The organism is Billgrantia saliphila, assembly GCF_002930105.1.
GTDB classification, from domain to species: domain Bacteria; phylum Pseudomonadota; class Gammaproteobacteria; order Pseudomonadales; family Halomonadaceae; genus Halomonas; species Halomonas saliphila.
The window spans coordinates 59,452-76,080 of sequence record NZ_PJRN01000008.1; the positions used below are offsets into that span (position 1 = coordinate 59,452).

Annotated in this window: 15 protein-coding genes; 8 read left to right on the forward strand and 7 right to left on the reverse strand. The window is 63.7% G+C overall.

Annotated elements, in window-relative coordinates; translation table 11 throughout:
* Positions 1 to 16 precede the first annotated feature (16 nt).
* From CYJ07_RS10715 to CYJ07_RS10740, 6 genes are all read right to left on the reverse strand, one after another.
* Positions 17 to 1,396 carry a TRAP transporter large permease gene (locus CYJ07_RS10715; RefSeq protein ID WP_104203696.1) on the reverse strand — a complete coding sequence of 460 codons (1,380 nt, stop codon included), beginning with the start codon at positions 1,394 to 1,396 and terminating at the stop codon, positions 17 to 19.
* A 27-nt stretch (positions 1,397 to 1,423) separates the two neighbouring features.
* Entirely contained in the window at positions 1,424 to 1,966 is a 543-nt protein-coding gene (locus CYJ07_RS10720; protein WP_104203697.1) for a TRAP transporter small permease, read from the reverse strand.
* Between the two features lie 50 nt (positions 1,967 to 2,016).
* Positions 2,017 to 3,009, reverse strand: coding sequence for a sialic acid TRAP transporter substrate-binding protein SiaP (locus tag CYJ07_RS10725; protein WP_104203698.1), 993 nt, complete (start codon positions 3,007 to 3,009; stop codon positions 2,017 to 2,019).
* 132 nt (positions 3,010 to 3,141) lie between these two features.
* Positions 3,142 to 4,338: a four-carbon acid sugar kinase family protein gene (locus tag CYJ07_RS10730; protein ID WP_104203699.1), complete on the reverse strand. Its 1,197-nt coding sequence runs from the start codon at positions 4,336 to 4,338 to the stop codon at positions 3,142 to 3,144.
* A complete protein-coding gene (pdxA, locus tag CYJ07_RS10735) occupies positions 4,335 to 5,360 on the reverse strand; it encodes a 4-hydroxythreonine-4-phosphate dehydrogenase PdxA (protein ID WP_104203700.1) in 1,026 nt (341 codons plus the stop codon). Before pdxA ends, CYJ07_RS10730 begins: the two co-directional genes overlap by 4 nt.
* A complete protein-coding gene (locus tag CYJ07_RS10740) occupies positions 5,357 to 6,121 on the reverse strand; it encodes an SDR family NAD(P)-dependent oxidoreductase (protein ID WP_104203701.1) in 765 nt (254 codons plus the stop codon). The genes pdxA and CYJ07_RS10740 overlap by 4 nt, the downstream gene beginning before the upstream one ends.
* 185 nt (positions 6,122 to 6,306) lie before the next feature.
* On the opposite strand from CYJ07_RS10740, the gene CYJ07_RS10745 reads away from it, so the two are divergent.
* From CYJ07_RS10745 to CYJ07_RS10780, 8 genes are all read left to right on the forward strand, one after another.
* Positions 6,307 to 7,470, forward strand: a complete 1,164-nt coding sequence (locus CYJ07_RS10745) for a fumarylacetoacetate hydrolase family protein (RefSeq protein WP_104203702.1) — start codon at positions 6,307 to 6,309, stop codon at positions 7,468 to 7,470.
* Positions 7,471 to 7,524: 54 nt separating this feature from the next.
* Entirely contained in the window at positions 7,525 to 8,829 is a 1,305-nt protein-coding gene (locus CYJ07_RS10750; RefSeq protein ID WP_104203703.1) for an L-fuconate dehydratase, read from the forward strand.
* Positions 8,829 to 10,250 (forward strand): FAD-binding oxidoreductase, encoded by a 1,422-nt coding sequence (locus tag CYJ07_RS10755; RefSeq protein ID WP_104203704.1) that lies wholly within the window; start codon positions 8,829 to 8,831, stop codon positions 10,248 to 10,250. Before CYJ07_RS10750 ends, CYJ07_RS10755 begins: the two co-directional genes overlap by 1 nt.
* 66 nt (positions 10,251 to 10,316) lie before the next feature.
* The gene (locus CYJ07_RS10760) at positions 10,317 to 10,835 is read left to right on the forward strand and encodes a CAP domain-containing protein (protein ID WP_231489604.1); all 519 of its coding nucleotides are present in this window, start codon (positions 10,317 to 10,319) and stop codon (positions 10,833 to 10,835) included.
* Between the two features lie 762 nt (positions 10,836 to 11,597).
* Positions 11,598 to 12,944, forward strand: a complete 1,347-nt coding sequence (locus tag CYJ07_RS10765) for a type II toxin-antitoxin system HipA family toxin (RefSeq protein ID WP_104203705.1) — start codon at positions 11,598 to 11,600, stop codon at positions 12,942 to 12,944.
* Positions 12,941 to 13,264 carry a helix-turn-helix transcriptional regulator gene (locus CYJ07_RS10770; RefSeq protein ID WP_104203706.1) on the forward strand — a complete coding sequence of 108 codons (324 nt, stop codon included), beginning with the start codon at positions 12,941 to 12,943 and terminating at the stop codon, positions 13,262 to 13,264. Before CYJ07_RS10765 ends, CYJ07_RS10770 begins: the two co-directional genes overlap by 4 nt.
* 98 nt (positions 13,265 to 13,362) lie before the next feature.
* The gene (locus CYJ07_RS10775; RefSeq protein WP_104203707.1) at positions 13,363 to 14,373 is read left to right on the forward strand and encodes a GSU2403 family nucleotidyltransferase fold protein; all 1,011 of its coding nucleotides are present in this window, start codon (positions 13,363 to 13,365) and stop codon (positions 14,371 to 14,373) included.
* A gap of 85 nt (positions 14,374 to 14,458) precedes the next feature.
* Entirely contained in the window at positions 14,459 to 15,739 is a 1,281-nt protein-coding gene (locus CYJ07_RS10780) for a hemolysin family protein (RefSeq protein WP_104203708.1), read from the forward strand.
* 74 nt (positions 15,740 to 15,813) lie between these two features.
* On the opposite strand, the gene CYJ07_RS10785 is transcribed toward CYJ07_RS10780, so the two are convergent.
* A complete protein-coding gene (locus CYJ07_RS10785) occupies positions 15,814 to 16,617 on the reverse strand; it encodes a glycosyltransferase family 32 protein (protein ID WP_104203709.1) in 804 nt (267 codons plus the stop codon).
* Between the last annotated feature and the right edge of the window lie 12 nt (positions 16,618 to 16,629).

Below are 16,629 nucleotides of genomic sequence, written 5' to 3' on the forward strand. Positions count from 1 at the left end.
GGCGCTCCTCAGCGGTTCAGCGGTAAACGAGCGTGGGCAGCCACATGGAGATGGCCGGAACGAAGGTCACCAGCAGCAGCGCAATGACCAGCGGCACCAGGAACGGCAGCGTGCCGCGCATGCACTTCTCGAAGGAGATGTTCGAGACGCGGGACAGCACGTAGAGCACCATCCCCACCGGCGGGGTCAGCAGACCGATCATCAGGTTGAGCACCATGATCACGCCGAAGTGCACTGGGTCGACCCCGGCGTTCACGGCCAGCGGCAGCAGCACGGGCACCAGGATGGTGATGGCGGCGATGGTTTCCATGAAACAGCCGACCACGATCAGCACCAGGTTGATCAGCAGCAGGATGGCGACGGGATTGTCCGAGAACGGTCCCAGCAGCTCCATCACGTGTCGGGTGACCTGGTTGCTGGTCAGGATCCAGGCGAAGATCGACGCGGCGGCGACGATCAGCAGGATCACGGCGGTGGTCTCGATGGTCTCCATGCTGACCTTGAGCAGCCGCCGCCAGGTCAGGATGCGGTAGACCAGGGTGCCGAGGATCAGCGCATAGACCACCGCGGCGATTGCCGACTCGGTGGGAGTGAAGGCGCCGGTGATAATGCCGCCGACAATGATCACCGGCGTCAGCAGCGACAGGAAGGCACGCTTGAACGTCTGCCACACCAGAACCGGGGAGAACGAAGCATCGCGGGGATAGCCACGCCGCCGGGCGAGGATGGCGATCATGATCATCAGGCTCGCGCCCATCAGCAGCCCCGGGATGAGGCCGGCGGCGAACAGCTGGCCCACCGAGGCGCCGGCCATTACTCCATAGATCACCATGGGCAGGCTGGGCGGTATGATCGGGCCGATGGTCGACGAGGCCGCAGTGATCCCCACCGCGAATTCCTGGTCGTAGCCGGCGTCGCGCATGGCCTTGATCTCGATGGTACCGAGCCCGCCGGCATCGGCCACCGCCGCCCCCGACATGCCGGAGAACACGATGCTGGCACCGACGTTGACGTGCCCCAGCCCACCGCGCATCCAGCCCATCAATGCCCGGGCGAAATCGAAGATCCGCGTGGTGATGCCGCCATGGTTCATCAGGTTGCCGGCCAGAATGAAAAACGGAATCGCCAGCAGCGGAAAGCTGTCGATGCCGTTGATCATGCGGTGCGCGACCACGATATCGGGCACTCGGCCGGTCAGGTACACATAGAGCAGGCATGAACCAGCGAGGCTCACGGCAATGGGGAACCCCATCACCAGCAGGGTGAACATCGAGGCGAACAGGAACGTCAGGTAGTAGCCCATGATGGCCATGAGCACACAGAAGGCGACCGCCAGAGCGGCGATCAGCGGCGGTACGACCGACCCCTTGCGCTGCGTGACCGAAACCTCAGGCATGGCGAGCTCTCCGGTTGATTGTCATTGTCATCGATCCTTCGCCGTGGTCAGCTCGCTCTCGCCCTCACGCCAGTGGCGAATGGTCACCTGGACCGAACGCACCAGCATCAGCAGGAACCCGACCATCACGATGTAGTAGATGACATCCTTGGGCACGTCGATCGACACCATCATCGCGTTGGTCTTGGCCGCCAGGCCGTAGCTGATCCACACGCCCGCGGCATAGAAGACGGTGCGGCCGATATCCACCAGCATCGACATCACCCGGCCGACACCGCCCGGCATGTAGCGATAGAAGAACTCCACGGCGATGTGGGAATTCTTGCGCGCCGCCATGGCGCTGCCGAGAAAGCCCACCACGATCAGCAGGTAGCGGGCGATCTCCTCGGTCCAGCCCACCGAGCTGCCCAGTACGTAGCGGCTGAAGAACTGCAGGAACACGACAGCGGCCAGCGCCCAGAAAACGACCAGCGTCGGCCAGTCTTCCCAGCCGTACGCCTTATAATCGAAATCGTCGTCTTCGAAGGGATCGATGCTGGCAGCCTCGGGTGGCAGGGAATCTTGAGACATGAGCGCCCTCCCGTGTGCCGCCCCGCTCGGGGGCGGCACGCCTCTAACGGTTATTGGCCGATTTCCTGCAGCCGGTCGTAGGTTTCCTGATCCCAGGTGGCGTCGTCGCCGTTGTGCTCGGGAACGACCGCCTCGCGGAACGGCTCACGGTCGACCTCGTTGACCGTCACGCCCTGCTCCTCGAACCAGGCGACGAGCTCCTGCTCCTGCTGCTGGATGTCCTGTGTGATCTTCTCGGACGATTCCTGGTAGACCTCGCGGAAGATCTCGCGGTCCTCCTCGGAGAGGCGATCCCACAGCGGCCCACCGATGATCGTCAGCAGCGAATCGGTGATATGACCGGTCAGGTTGATATGATCCTGCACCTCGTAGAACGCCTTGGCGCGAATGGTCGGCAGCGGATTCTCCTGGGCATCGACCACGCCCTGCTGAAGCGCCAGGTACACCTCGTCGAAGGCGATGGGCGACGGATTGGCCCCTACCGCCTCGGGGAACATCATGTACATCGGCGCGTTTGGCGTGCGGATCTTAAGGTCCTGCATGTCCTCGGGCGTCAGGATGGGCTCGTTGGAGGTTACGTGGCGCTCGCCGTAGTAATTGAGCGCCACCGGCACGTTGCCGGTTGCGTCCTGGTAGCCCTGGGCGATCTCCTTGAACAGGTCGCTGTCGGCGTAGGCCTGCCAGTGATCGAAGTCGCGGAACATGTAGGGAGCGCCGGCAATGCCGATCGGTCCATAAGCGCGGCCGGCGAATTGGGTACCGGTATAAATGATGTCCACGGTGCCCAGGGTCAGCCCCTCGTTGATGTCCTCTTCCTTACCTAGCGACGAGGCGGGGTGCACCTCGATCGAATAGCGCCCGTCGGTACGCTTCTCGATCTCGTCGGCTGCCCACAGGGCCCACTCGTGATAGGGCTCGGAGGTCTCGTAGACGTGAGCGAAGGTGAGCGACTCGGCGCTCGCGGCACCCGCGGCGCCCATCCCCGCTACCAGTAGCGTGGTCGAAAGCCAACGATTCCACTGGCGGTTGCTCTGCTTGACCATCTTGTTGTTCTCCTTACGAGTTGAGCGATGCTTGTGACGGCGGCTACCGTCGTCGGCCGATGGGTTCTTGTATACGTGTCATACCATCATATGGAAAGCTAGCCCTTGGATCCTTGGGCTGCAACCGAGCGGTCAGGCTTTCGACGAATGTCTAACCCGACCGATCAACCGAACCAGCAGATCCTCCTCGCCGAAGCCTCCCGCCTTGGTCATCACCGGGCGTTCGACGTCGCCATTGACATGCCCCAGCGGCACGCCGGGGCAATATTCGCCGAGCAGATCGATGAACTTGCCGCCAATACGCTCCAGCACGGCCAGGGCGATATCGCCCCCCGAGAGGAACAGCAGACCGTCACGCTCGCTCCCGCCCGCCGCGGCGACCGCCTCGGCCATGGCGCCGGCCACCGCCTCGGCACCCGGCGCCTGATCCGCAGGCACGCCCGGCACGATGATTCGCACGCGCCGGTCGACATCGCCGCACCCCGGGCCGAAAGCAGGCTGCCAAGGAACCTCGGGAAACGACTCGCGCAGCATTTCGAGCTGACGGAGTGCACGAGGCGCCCGCGAGCCCACCGCAAACAGTATACGTGCCGGCACGGGCAGCGACGGCGGCCGCGGCATCTCCGCCAGGCCCCGGGGCAGCGCTAGGCCCCGGGTAAGCGCTGGACTTAGTGCCAACGCCTGGGACAGGCCTGCCGCGCAGACCGGCAACCATGCATCGGGGGCTTCGAGAAGCAGCTCGGCGATGCGCGTCAGTGACGTGTCATCCGTGGCGTCGACGACGCAATCCGTCACCGGCAGAGGCCGCCCCGCTTCGAGTGAGTGGCGCACCAGCGAGACGCCGTCTGCCGCGAAGCCACGATCCAGGGGCCCCGCCAGCGCAGGCGACAGAGCATCCCGGGCGTAGGCGGTGGCCGAGAGCGGTTCGCCATCGACCCACACTTCGCCATCCAGCACGCAACGGCCCTGGCTCGGCACCGCGGGGCATACCAACAAACGCTTCATGCTGGCGCGCCGCAGGGCCACGGACTCGGCCACAACCTGGCCGCGCAGGGTCGAATCGACTTTCTTGAGCAGCAGGCGCGGCCGAGAAGCCTGCAGCCGCTCGGCCGCCTCCGCCGCGCGCCGGATGGCGGCATCCCGGCCCAGATGTCGCGAGCCGGTATTGACCGCCACCACCTGCAAGGTGCCCTCGCCAGCAGCCAGCGCCATATCGAGCCCTTCCAGGTTCACCGCCACCCGTGTCGCCATCCCTCGCCCGGCGAAGGGAGCCGCGGCGTCGAGCGCCCCGGTCAGATCATCGGCGACGATGGCGACATCGAGGCTCACGCGGGCGTCCCCGGGGAGGATGCCAGGCGTCTAGCGTAGGCAATGGCGGCCCCCATGTTGGTAGCATCGGCGCGCCCCTGCCAGGCAATGTCGAAGGCCGTGCCGTGATCCACCGAGGTGCGCCGGATCGGCAGGCCCAGGCTGACGTTGACCGTGGTATCGAAGGCAATGAGCTTCACCGGGATATGTCCCTGGTCGTGATACTGCGCCACAACCAGGTCGAATTCGCCGCGACTAGCGCGGTAGAACACGGTATCCGCCGAAATCGGCCCGCTGACGTCGATCCCCTCGGCGCGCAGCGCATGTAACGTGGGCGCGATGATCCGGTCGTCCTGGTCGCCGAAGATGCCGCCCTCGCCGCAGTGGGGGTTAAGCCCCGCCACCGCGATGCGCGGCCGTACATTGCCGAGCTCGACCAAATGCGCATGACCGGCTTTCACCGTGGCGGCGATACGCTCCGGCGTGACCCGCTCGATCGCCTCGCGCAGCGAGACGTGCGTGGAAACATGCAGCGTGGAAAGCCGCTCCGACGCCAGCAGCATGAAGGAGGATGGCGCCCCGGTGAGAGCGGCAAGCATGCCGGTATGACCGTCGTAATGGTGGCCCGCGGCATGCAGCGCCGCCTTGTTCAGCGGGGCGGTGACGATCACCTCGGCGCGCCCGGCCTGCACCAGCGCCACTGCGGCCTCGATGCAGCGAAACGCCATGTCGCCGGCGCCGGCGCTGACCTGCCCGTCGGGTATGTCCTGCCCGGGAGGAGCCTCCACCGCAGCGATCGCCACGCTGCCCGGCGCCGTGCCCAACGTACCTGAAGACTGCTCATCGAGCGGCACGAACTCGAGCGACACTCCCAGCAGGCGAGCGGCGCGCCGGAAGATGGCCGGATCGCCCACCACCAGCGTAGACGCCCGCTCGACGTCGGACATCGCGGCCAGCGCCCGGCAAGCGATCTCGGGCCCCACGCCGGCCGGATCGCCCATGGTAATGGCGATATCGAACTTGCCTGGCGCACGCTCGTTCATGGCATCAACTGGCCTCCATTGACCTCGATGATCTGGCCGGTCATGTAACCGCTCATGCTATCGGTGCCCAGGAACACGTAGGCACCCACGCACTCTTCGGCGGCACCGGTGCGCCCCATCGGAATGGAAGCCGACACCGCGGCCAACTGCTCCTCGGTGGAGTGGCGCACGTGGAAATCGGTGGCGATGACCCCCGGCGCCACGGCATTGACGCGGATACGGTCGTCCATCAGCTCCTTGGCCATGTTGCGCGTGAGTGTACTGACGAAGCCTTTCGCCGAGGCATACAGGCCCGCGCCCGGCCCGCCGCCGTTACGCGCCGCAATCGACGAGGTATGGATGATGTTGCCGCTACCGGTACGCCTGAAATGCGGGAGCGCCGCCTGGGAAACCATCACCACCGAGCGAGCGTTGAGATCCATCACCCGATCGTAGTGATCGTCATCGATCTCACCCAGCGCGACGCGACCCAGCATGTCGCCGGCATTGTTGATCAGCAGGTCCAGTCCGCCCAGGCGCTCTGCGGCCTCGTCGACGATGCGCGTCGCCTCGGCGCTGCGGCTGACGTCGCCGCACACAGTGAAGCCCTCGCCTCCCGCATCGTGGATCGCTCGCACCACCGCCTCGGCGGGTTCTTGGCTGGTGTAATAATGCACCGCCACGCGGGCACCCAGCGCACCCGCCTGGCGTGCCACCGCGGCACCGATGCCGCGGCTCGCTCCGGTGATCAATACGCGCTTGCCTTTCCACTCCTCGAACATGCCATCCTCCGTTGTCTTGGGCGTGTGTTTCGATCGTACCCGCCGGCCTCGACGCGACGGTGCCAATTGCTATAGTTTCGTTGGATTCGTGTCGTTGGCATACCTGTCATACAAGACGACAACAACTACCATGATAGGCGAGTGCTGGCCAGGCGCCAGCCCGCCACAGCCGAACGGAGCGCACCATGAAGTCTGTCTCGCCATCCGACTGCCTGCCCCACGACCACCGTGAAGCCCTGCTGGTAGGGCGGGTCTGGCGAGAAACGCCCCACCCCGGCCCGGCGCTGGTGACCGTGCGCGACGGCGAAGTCATCGACATCACCGAGCTGGGGCCGACGATGGCCGACCTGCTGGAGCGCGACGACCTGCGCGACGCGGTGAGCCAGGCCGAAGGCGAGCGGCTGGGCCCGGTGGCGGCCCTGCTGGAAAATTCGCTGGCCAGGCCCCAGCGAGCTCCCCACCTACTGGCGCCCTGCGATGTGCAGGCGATCAAGGCCTGCGGGGTGACCTTCGCCGTGAGCCTGTTGGAACGCGTCATCGAGGAGCAGGCGGCCGGCGACCCGGGCCGCGCCAGCGAGCTGCGCGAGGAGCTACAGGGCGTGATCGGCAGCGATCTGTCGCGCATCGTACCGGGCTCCGACGAGGCCATGGCGCTCAGAAAAGCATTGCTGGCACGAGGCGCCTGGTCGCAGTACATGGAAGTGGGAATCGGCCCCGACGCTGAGGTATTCACCAAGGCTCAACCGCTCTCCTCGGTGGGCTTCGGCGCCACCGTGGGCCTGCACCCCGCCTCCCACTGGAACAATCCCGAACCCGAAATCGTGCTGGCCGTGGATAGCCTGGGGCGGCCGCGTGGCGCCAGCCTGGGCAACGACGTCAACCTGCGCGACATCGAGGGCCGCAGCGCCCTGCTGCTGGGCAAGGCCAAGGACAACAACGCCTCGAGTGCCATCGGCCCCTTCATTCGCTTGTTCGACGAACGCTTTACCCTCGACGACGTGCGCGCCTGCCGGGTCACGCTGCGCATCGAAGGCGCGGAGGATGACTTCCTGCTCGAGGGCGAGAGCGACATGCGCGAGATCAGCCGCGATCCGCTCGACCTGGTGCGCCAGACCATCGGCCCGCATCACCAGTACCCGGACGGCCTCATGCTCTATCTCGGCACCATGTTCTCGCCGATCCAGGATCGAGACGGCCCCGGCCAGGGCTTCACCCACCATCTGGAGGACCGGGTCACCATCGCCACGCCGGCCCTCGGCGCCCTGGTCAACGACGTCGGCCGCAGCGACCTGCTGCCACCCTGGCGCTACGGCATCCGTGAGCTGATGCGTCACCTCGCCCGGGCATAAGTACGGACAACCACGCAACTGGCGACAAGAAAGCTTTTTCTCAAGGAGACGAGCATGCCCAAGATTACCCGCATCGAGGTGCAGGACATCCGCTTTCCCACCTCGCGCAACCTGGACGGCTCCGACGCCATGAACGCGGCGCCGGACTACTCCGCCACCTACGTGATCCTGCACACCGACGATCAGAACGGCATCCAGGGGCACGGCCTGACCTTCACCATCGGGCGCGGCAACGAGATTTGCGTGGCTGCGGTGAATTCGCTCAAGCACCTGATCGAAGGTCGCCGGCTGGATGAGCTCACCCGCGACATGGGCGCCTTCTGGCGCGAGATCACCGGCGACAGCCAGCTGCGTTGGATCGGCCCCGACAAGGGCGCGATCCACCTGGCCACGGCGGCATTGGTCAATGCGGTGTGGGACCTGTGGGCCAAGCGCGAGGGCAAGCCCGTGTGGAAGCTGCTGGTCGACATGTCGCCAGAGGAGCTGGTGCGCTGCCTGGACTTCCGCTTCGTCACTGACGCCCTGACACCGGAAGAAGCGATCGCCCTGCTACGCCGGCGCGAAGCGGGCAAGGCCGAACGGGAAGCCGAGATGCGTCGCATCGGCTATCCCGCATACACCACCTCGGCGGGCTGGCTGGGTTACCCCGACGACAAGGTCCGCCAGTTGGCCCGGGAGGCGCTTGCCGAGGGCTGGACCCACTTCAAGCTGAAGATCGGCGCCGACAACGAGGAAGACGCCCGCCGTGCGGCGCTGCTGCGCGAGGAGATCGGCTGGGACAACGTACTGATGATGGACGCCAACCAGGTCTGGGACGTCGACGAAACGATCGTCAAGATGCGCCGCCTGGCCGAGTACGATCCGCTGTGGATCGAGGAGCCCACCAGCCCCGACGACATTCTCGGGCATGCCGAGATCCGTCATCGCCTCGCCCCCATCGGCGTGGCCACCGGCGAACACTGTCACAATAAAGTGATGTTCAAGCAGTTCTTCCAGGCCGAGGCGCTCGATTATTGCCAGCTCGATGCCGCCCGCCTCGGCGGCCTCAACGAGGTGATCCTGGTGGTGCTCATGGCGGCGAAGTTCGGCGTACCGGTCTGCCCGCATGCCGGCGGCGTGGGGCTCTGCGAATACGTGCAGCACATTTCACTGTTCGACTACATCGCCGTCTCGGGTAGCCTGGAGGGGCGCGTGCTGGAGTACGTCGATCACCTGCACGAGCACTTCGTCGACCCGGTGACGGTCAAGGGCGGCCGCTACCAGGTACCTACCGCCCCAGGCTACAGCATCACCATGTATCCCGAGTCGCTGGAGCGCCACCATTACCCCGATGGCGAAGCCTGGCGCGAGGAGGCCTGATGTCCGAACTGCTCGACGCCTTGACCGAGCGCCTCGGCGAGCGTGGCGTACTGCGCGACCCCGCCGACATGTCGCGCTATGTCAGCGACTGGGCCGGGGACCGCCTGGGCATGCCGCTGGCCGTGGCACGTCCGGCATCGACGGTCGAGGTGGCGGAGGTGGTCGCCCTGTGCCGCCGTCACGGCACGCGCATGGTGCCGCAGGGCGGCCACACCGGGCTTGTCGCCGGCGCCCTGCCCGCCACCGACGGCGGCGAACTGGTGATCAGCCTGGAGCGCATGAACCGCATCCGCGCCATCGACCCGGTCAGCTTCACCATGACCGTGGACGCCGGCTGCATTCTGGAAGAGATCAAGCAGGCCGCCGCCGAGCACGACTGCGATTTCCCGCTGTCGCTGGGCGCTCAAGGCAGCTGCCAGATCGGCGGCAACGTCGCCACCAACGCCGGCGGCCTCAACGTGCTGCGCTACGGCATGATGCGCCAGCTGGTGCTGGGCCTGGAGGTGGTGCTGCCCGACGGGCGCATATGGAATGCCTTGAACGTGCTGCACAAGGACAACCGCGGCTACGCCCTGCCCCAACTGATGCTGGGCAGCGAAGGCACCCTGGGCATCGTCACCGGTGCCGTGCTCAAACTCTGCCCGCGGCCCGATCAGTCTCGCACCGCCCTGCTCGGGCTGCCCTCGGTGGCGGCGGTGATCGAACTCTACGCCCGTGCGCGGCGCGACTGCAGCGACCTGCTGACCGCCTTCGAGCTGATCCCGCGGCGCTGTATCGAACTCGCCATGGAGGCCAGCCCCGAACTGCGCGACCCGCTGGACTCCCCCTACCCGTGGTACGTGCTGATGGAAGTCGCGGCCACTGGACCGGTGGATCTCGGCACCATGCTGGAGGCGCTGCTGGAACACGGCATGGAAAAGGGCCTGGTCCTCGACGGCGCCCTGGCCACCAGCGAAGCCCAGTCGCGAACGCTGTGGCAGTTTCGCGAGAGCATGCTCGAGGGGCAGCGGCGGCGCGGCGAACACCTGCGCACCGACATCGCCGTGCCCATCTCGCAGATACCGGACTTCGTCGAACGCGCCAGCCAGGCGATCATGGAGGCATCGCCCGAGTGCGAGATCATCGCCTACGGCCACGTGGGCGACGGCAACCTGCACTTCAATATCCTGCCGCCGACAACCATGCCCGATGCCGCCAAACGCGAGCACCTGCACGATCTGGAGGAGCGACTGTTCGAGCTGCTCGATACCTTCGGCGGCAGCATCAGCGCCGAGCACGGCATCGGTCGCACCAAGCGGCACGCCTATCTCTCGCGGCTCTCGCCTGTTGAGCGCGAACTCGCCGAAGGCATCAAGGCGCTGTTCGACCCCGATGGCCTAATGAATCCGGGGCGGATCCTGCCGGCGCCCGGCGAAGAGTGAGAAAAGTCGGAAGAGAAGAGCGAAGATGGAAGAGGGAAGATAAAAGAAGAGAAAGGAGGCAAGAAGATGCGCCAAAGCTTACGGTTTCCCCTCATGACCTGCCTGGCACTGGCGATAACCGGCACGCCGGCTCTCGCGCAGGAGGCACAAGAAGATTGCGAGCCCAGCGAGCAGCAGCGCGAGCTGCTCGAACGCGTCAACGAGGCGCGTAGTGAAACCCGGCAATGCGGTGACGAGGCCTTCGAGGCGGCGGATCCGCTGACCTGGAGCTGCCGTCTGGCGGAAGCCGCCGAGGCCCATTCCCGCGCCATGGCCGAGAATGAGTTCTTCAGCCATACCGACGAAGAGGATGAAGGCGTCGCCGCCAGGGTGGATGAAACCGGCTACGCCTGGCGACGGGTCGGCGAGAACATCGCCGCCGGCCAACCGGATGCCGCCAGTGTGGTCGAAGGCTGGGTCGATAGCCCCGGCCACTGCGCCAACCTGATGAATTCAGAGTTCACCGAGATGGGCGCGGCGTCGGTCGAGGCGTCGGAGTCGAAATACTCGCCCTTCTGGACCCAAGTATTGGCTCAGCCACGCTAGCTCGCGCCAGCCATTTACGGCGCTGCGGCACGTGAGTCCGTCGCCTAGCTGTGTCTCTGGCATGCCAAGGGCTGTCATCTAAGACTAACGTCAAATTTATTGATCACATGCAAGCGTTACGCGGCCTATGCCGATATTGCCGATGTGTTATCGATGAGATCATGCGCAAGGAGAACGAGGCAGGTAGATCGGAGGAATTGTAGAAAAGAAAAGAGGACCCTCCGTGGTCCGTCAGGCAGTGCTCAGCGCGACTCAGCCAATATAAGCGGCAATCGCGTCGTGAGCCGCTCGCTGTGCAACGGCATGGGAGGCCCAGTGATTCAGCACTTCACAGCCGGAAACTACATCGGGATGCTGGCGTGTCATGAGGTTTCTCCTATGGGTTTACCAGTAACATCATGCCGCAGGCGTATCTACATTTCATCACCCAAACGTCACTTTGCCGTAACCGTTCACGTTTAGGTCCCGACGCGCCACAGATGACGTCAACGCAGGCAGCGGCCGCATGGAAAACGCTTCCACAATGCCGCTGTTGCGTTTTTTAACCACTTGGTCAAGCGGTGCCTGGGTGATGCCATCATCGCTGACGCTTTTCGGATCTCCGAGGCATCCTTTCTGGAACTCTCACTCGAACTCCCTCCGAACGCCATGAGCAATATTTTGCGCTGAAAACCAGTCAGCCAGCGTATCTGAGCATTAAGATTCTCAAATTTCTCAGCAGATGCTATTCTTGCGCAACGTAATGCTCAAAAAGCGAAAACCATGCGACTCACGCTACAAATCTACATGGACCACGCCTGGCACGATGCCGCCCTGCTCGAGATACCCAAGCCAGAGCTCGGCACGAACGGCCCCGCTCGGCTTGGTTATATGCAGGCGTATGCCCTGGAGTGGCTGGGGCGCGACGACGAGCATGCCTGCAGTATGGCGTTGCCCGTCGAGCTGATGCTGAAGCACGATGCGCCACGCTGGTTCGGCTTTCTCGAGGACATCATGCCGGCGGGAGCAAGCCGCAGGTACTGGGTCAATCATCTCGGTCTGCAGGCGCTGTCGACAGGCGAGCAGGATAGCGAGCTACTGCGCTACGGCACCATCGCACCCGTGGGCAACCTGCGCATCAAGGAAGCCGTGCCCGAACGGCCACTCGGCTCTCGCCTGGAGCAGCATCGCTTCAGCCTCGAGGATGTGGTCGAACGTCACACGGATTTTCTCGAGTATGCCCAGCAGATGGGCGCCGCCAGCGGCGGTGCCACGGGGGCTGGTGGCGAAGCGCCCAAGCTGCTGGTTCGCTGCGACGAGCAGGACCGGATCTGGATCGACACCTGGCAGGATGCCCCCAGCAACACGGATCTTCACTATCTGGTCAAGTTTCCCCGCGGCAGGCGAAGCCCTGACGATTGCGACATCCTGCGTGCCGAATATCACTACTATCAGGAACTGCATACGCTTGGGGTCGATACCATCGACACACAGCAGATGCGGCTGATCGAAGGACAGCGCTACCCTTCGCTCTGGCTCCCCCGCTTCGACGTGGAAATGCGCACCGATGGCCTCGCCCGCTTTGGCCTCGAATCGATCTACGCATTGTTTGGCGCGGCCCCCGGCACGCATCTCAACCACTTCACCGTGATGGAAGGACTCGTCGAGCGGCTTGCGCAGCAGCACCGTGTCACGGAACTCGGCGAGCCCTTCGATCGCGCTGGTTTCGTCACTGAGTGGGTCAAGCGCGACCTGCTCAATGTGGCGTTCGGCAACTCGGACAATCACGGCCGCAATGCGGCGCTGCTCAAGCGGCCAGAGGGTATTTGGCATGCCCCCGTCTACGATTTCGCCCCGATGAAGGCCGATCCCGAGGGCGTCACGCGCACCACACGCTGGGGCGCCCCCTTCGAGGAAGGGGGAGAGTTCGATTGGGCCGCCATCGCACAAGCCCTCGATCATCACGCTCCAGCGGAACGCACCATGGAAACGCTGCGTGACACCGCAGGCAAGCTCAGCGGGTTGCGTGATCGACTGAAGGAACGCGGGGTACCACAACGCATTCTCGAAATGCCTGCCGTTGGTCTGGGCTCGCTGGATGAGCGATTGAAGCGCTGGGGGTTGCTATGAAACGACGTCAGCTCACTCCCGATGAACGCGAGCAAGCCCTGCTCGACGTGGTCCAGGCACTGTTGAGGGGAGCGATCGACGAGGGAGAGGCGCTAAGGCGACTGCGGCGGGACACGCTGGGTCTCTCGCAGCAGGCCTATGCCGAGCTGGTCGGCATCAGCCGGCGCACCCTGTCGGACATGGAACAGGGCAAGGGAAATGTGTCGTTTACCGTAATGAACCGTGTCTACCGCCCACTGGGGCTAAAAGTGGGCCTGCTGCCGCGCCAAACCGCGCTGTTGGAAAAGGCCATGGAACGAACCCAATCAACCGTTCGATAGGGTCGCTCGTCTGGCCCTGCTAGGCAGCTTCTCTATTTTTTAACTAATTTACCCTCTATCATGAAAGCTAATTAGTTAAAACCGTTCAGGATCTCGCCATGTCGTTCCAGCGTCTCCAATCCGAACCTTCTCGAGTAGCCGTCAATGCGGCCCAGCTCTTCGAGGCCCTTGAGCAACATCGAGCCCGAGCGCGCGAGTTCAAAGGCTCGATGCATTGGAAGCGCATCAATGGACGAGAGTATCTTTACCGTGCCTACACGGGCGGCAAGAACCATTCGCTCGGCCCCCGATCTCCCGAGACAGAGGCACTTCTAGAAGCCTTCAACACCAGCAAGGCCGAATACCAGACCCGAGAGCAGTCACTCAAGGAACAACTCCAATTACATGCGGCCTACATCCGGGCAAACCGATTGAATCGTTTCCCGCTGGCCGGTGCCAGGGCAATCAGGTCACTGCAGCGCAAGAACATACCCTTTCGCGTGATCGGTACCAACGCACTCTATGCGTATGAAGCACGTGCCGGTGTGTTGATCGAACCCGAACACTTGGCAACTGCCGACATCGACGTTCTCATGGATGCTCGGCAAGGCCTACGGATCGTCACGGCCCTGGCGGGTGAGACGCTATTGTCGGTCATCCAATCCAGCGACCGCTCTTTCCAACCGCTCTCCGATGCTCCCTTCGAGTTCCGCGCGGTCAACGCTCACGGTTACATGATCGACTTCATCAGCCAAGCCGCGGGGCCCATGGCCATGAGCGATTTCGAGCGGCACCTGGAGGCGGAAGATCTGAAACCGGTAGGGATAGATTCACTGAAGTGGGCGATCGCCTCACCGCACTTCGATGCGGTCGTCTTCGATGAGCGTGGCATGCCGCTGCGACTCGCCACGGTCGACCCACGCGCGTTCGTGCTACATAAATGGCATGTCAGCCAGCAGCCCGATCGGGAGCCCGTCAAGCGCCACAGAGACGAAGCGCAGGCCCGCCTGGTAGCCACCCTGTTGCGTGATGAACTGCGTGAGCTAGTGACGACACGCGCCGTCGAGCGAGCCTTTCCGCACCTGGTTTCGCAGCAGGCGAGACAACAACTCGACGAGTACGACGTGTAGGCGAGCGGGACGGCACGTGTCAGACACTCTGTTTCGTCGACATGCGATAATGGCAAACGCCCAAGAACTGACGCAACGGACAGCCATGCTCATCAATATACTCATCGTCCTCGGCCTGATTGTTCTCAACGGAATACTCGCCATGTCCGAGCTGGCTATCGTCTCGTCTCGAACGATACGACTCAAAGCACGTGCCGAGCGTGGCTCGCGCGGTGCGAAGACCGCACTCTCCCTTGCCGATGATCCGGGGCGCTTTCTCTCGACGGTGCAGATAGGCATCACCCTGGTCGGCATCCTTTCCGGCGCCTTCTCAGGGGCTACGCTTGGCGTGCAACTAGCCGAGGCGCTGCCGGGCTTGGGGGTACCGGCAACGCTTGCCGAACCGCTGGGCGTTGGCCTTGTTGTAGTGGCCATCACCTATCTCTCGTTGATTATCGGCGAGTTGGTGCCCAAGCAGATCGCGCTTGCCGATCCGGAGGGGGTGGCGTCACGCATGGCGCCGGCCATGTCGCTGCTGTCTCGGGCAGCCCTGCCTCTTGTGTGGTTATTGGATCGATCTGGGAAGCTCATTCTTTTGCTGCTCGGCCAGCCGGGCAAGCGGAACACCTCCGTCAACGATGAGGAAATTCGGATGCTAATCACCGAAGCGGAAGGCGCTGGGGTCATCAAGAAGGAAGAGACCGAGATGATCGCCGGAGTCATGCGCATCGCCGATCGTTCCGCGCGGGGCTTGATGACACCGCGGCCCGAGGTCGAGCTTGCCGAGACCGGAGAATCTCTCAATGACACCCTAGCGCGGTTCAAGGCCTCGGGGCGCTCACGCCTGCCGCTGCGTGGTCACGGGCAAGACGATATCGTCGGGGTCTTGCATAGCCTCGATCTTCTGCAAGCCACGGAGGCGAATTTCGACGCACGAACACTGGCGCGCCGTGCCCCGGTTATAAACGATGCTCTTCCAGCCATGCAGGTCATCGAGCGGCTGAAGTCAGCCCCCGACCATATGCTTCTTGTTTACGACGAGTACGGCAATTTCGAAGGAATCATTACTCCAAAGGACATTCTCGAGGCCATCATCGGCACATTCGACGAGACGGAAACGGATGAACCCAAGCTCGTCGAGCGAGTAGACGGCTCGCTGCTGGTGGCAGGCTGGATGCCAGTCGATGAGTTCTCCGATCATATCGGCATTACCTCGTTGAACGACGCTGACTATGAGACGGTGGCGGGGCTCGTGCTGCACCGCACCGCGGAACTGCCCCAGGTGGGGCAAGTCATCACGGTCGAAGGTTGGCGCATCGAGATCGTAGACATGGACGGGCGGCGCATCGATAAGCTGCTCGTGCAGCGAGTGGACGCAGCGAGCTGACCGAACGAGACTGGCTCAGCTTCAGAACAGGCAGGCAAACCCTTTGCCGTCCTGCGCCCATGGCGCCCGGTCGTTCAAATCTCGCTTTTGACAGGCTCGCGCTTACGCACCACGTCGATCTTGTGCTGCACCTTCGTCCATTTGCCCTGGGGCTTGTCGATGTACTGGAAGTACTCGTTAGTGAAATTGCCCTGGTTGCAGGTGTAGCGATACGACGCCGTGGGAACCTCGTGGACCGACAGCACCTCGTTGAACACCCCCGGCCCCGTCATGTCGAATACCTTCTTGTCGGCGTCGCTCTCGATGTTCGTGTAGATGGCTTCGGCGATCCGCTCGATATTCGGGTTGTTCGGCTTGCTGGCAATAAAGTAATTGGTGAGCTTCCCCCGCCGCGTAGTCAGGTAAAGCTCCTCCATGTCCGGCTTGACGATGCGCCCCAGCGGCCAGACCACGTGGGCATCGATATCCAGGTAGACCCCGCCATGCTTGTGCAGCACCAGCACACGCCAGAAATCGGCCTGGGCCGCCCCCACCTGCAATCGAGAGTAGGCCTCGAAGATCTCCGGTGAGTAGTTCTCGCGGATGAAGTCCGCCCGTGCCTCGGTAATCGTGAAGCGATACTCGAAGCTCGGCGCCATCAGCCGGTTGAACAGGTAATTGAGGTAGACCGGCAGCGTCGCCTTGTCGGTAAAGTTGGTCTGCCAGATGGTGCGGGGCACTGCGGACGGCTGGCGGGACCGCCACCAGGGTGCGGCCCGCTCGGGAATGGTGAAACGCTTTCTGGGGAAGATCGCATGAAAGGCGTAGGCGCCTAGCTTGGTCACGTTGGCCAGCAGTTTGACGATTCTGGCAAAGGCCAGCACAACCAGCTTCCTCATCGGGTTCCCCTA

Excerpts from the sequence above, each read along its gene's own strand:
- CYJ07_RS10750 (WP_104203703.1), top strand. The coding sequence starts at position 7,525 with ATGCCCAAGATTACCCGCATCGAGGTGCAGGACATCCGCTTTCCCACC.
- CYJ07_RS10745 (WP_104203702.1), top strand. The coding sequence starts at position 6,307 with ATGAAGTCTGTCTCGCCATCCGACTGCCTGCCCCACGACCACCGTGAA.
- CYJ07_RS10765 (WP_104203705.1), top strand. The coding sequence starts at position 11,598 with ATGCGACTCACGCTACAAATCTACATGGACCACGCCTGGCACGATGCC.
- CYJ07_RS10720 (WP_104203697.1), bottom strand. The coding sequence starts at position 1,966 with ATGTCTCAAGATTCCCTGCCACCCGAGGCTGCCAGCATCGATCCCTTC.
- CYJ07_RS10725 (WP_104203698.1), bottom strand. The coding sequence starts at position 3,009 with ATGGTCAAGCAGAGCAACCGCCAGTGGAATCGTTGGCTTTCGACCACG.
- CYJ07_RS10740 (WP_104203701.1), bottom strand. The coding sequence starts at position 6,121 with ATGTTCGAGGAGTGGAAAGGCAAGCGCGTATTGATCACCGGAGCGAGC.
- CYJ07_RS10785 (WP_104203709.1), bottom strand. The coding sequence starts at position 16,617 with ATGAGGAAGCTGGTTGTGCTGGCCTTTGCCAGAATCGTCAAACTGCTG.
- CYJ07_RS10780 (WP_104203708.1), top strand. The coding sequence starts at position 14,459 with ATGCTCATCAATATACTCATCGTCCTCGGCCTGATTGTTCTCAACGGA.
- CYJ07_RS10715 (WP_104203696.1), bottom strand. The coding sequence starts at position 1,396 with ATGCCTGAGGTTTCGGTCACGCAGCGCAAGGGGTCGGTCGTACCGCCG.
- CYJ07_RS10760 (WP_231489604.1), top strand. The coding sequence starts at position 10,317 with ATGCGCCAAAGCTTACGGTTTCCCCTCATGACCTGCCTGGCACTGGCG.
- pdxA (WP_104203700.1), bottom strand. The coding sequence starts at position 5,360 with ATGAACGAGCGTGCGCCAGGCAAGTTCGATATCGCCATTACCATGGGC.
- CYJ07_RS10770 (WP_104203706.1), top strand. The coding sequence starts at position 12,941 with ATGAAACGACGTCAGCTCACTCCCGATGAACGCGAGCAAGCCCTGCTC.
- CYJ07_RS10775 (WP_104203707.1), top strand. The coding sequence starts at position 13,363 with ATGTCGTTCCAGCGTCTCCAATCCGAACCTTCTCGAGTAGCCGTCAAT.
- CYJ07_RS10755 (WP_104203704.1), top strand. The coding sequence starts at position 8,829 with ATGTCCGAACTGCTCGACGCCTTGACCGAGCGCCTCGGCGAGCGTGGC.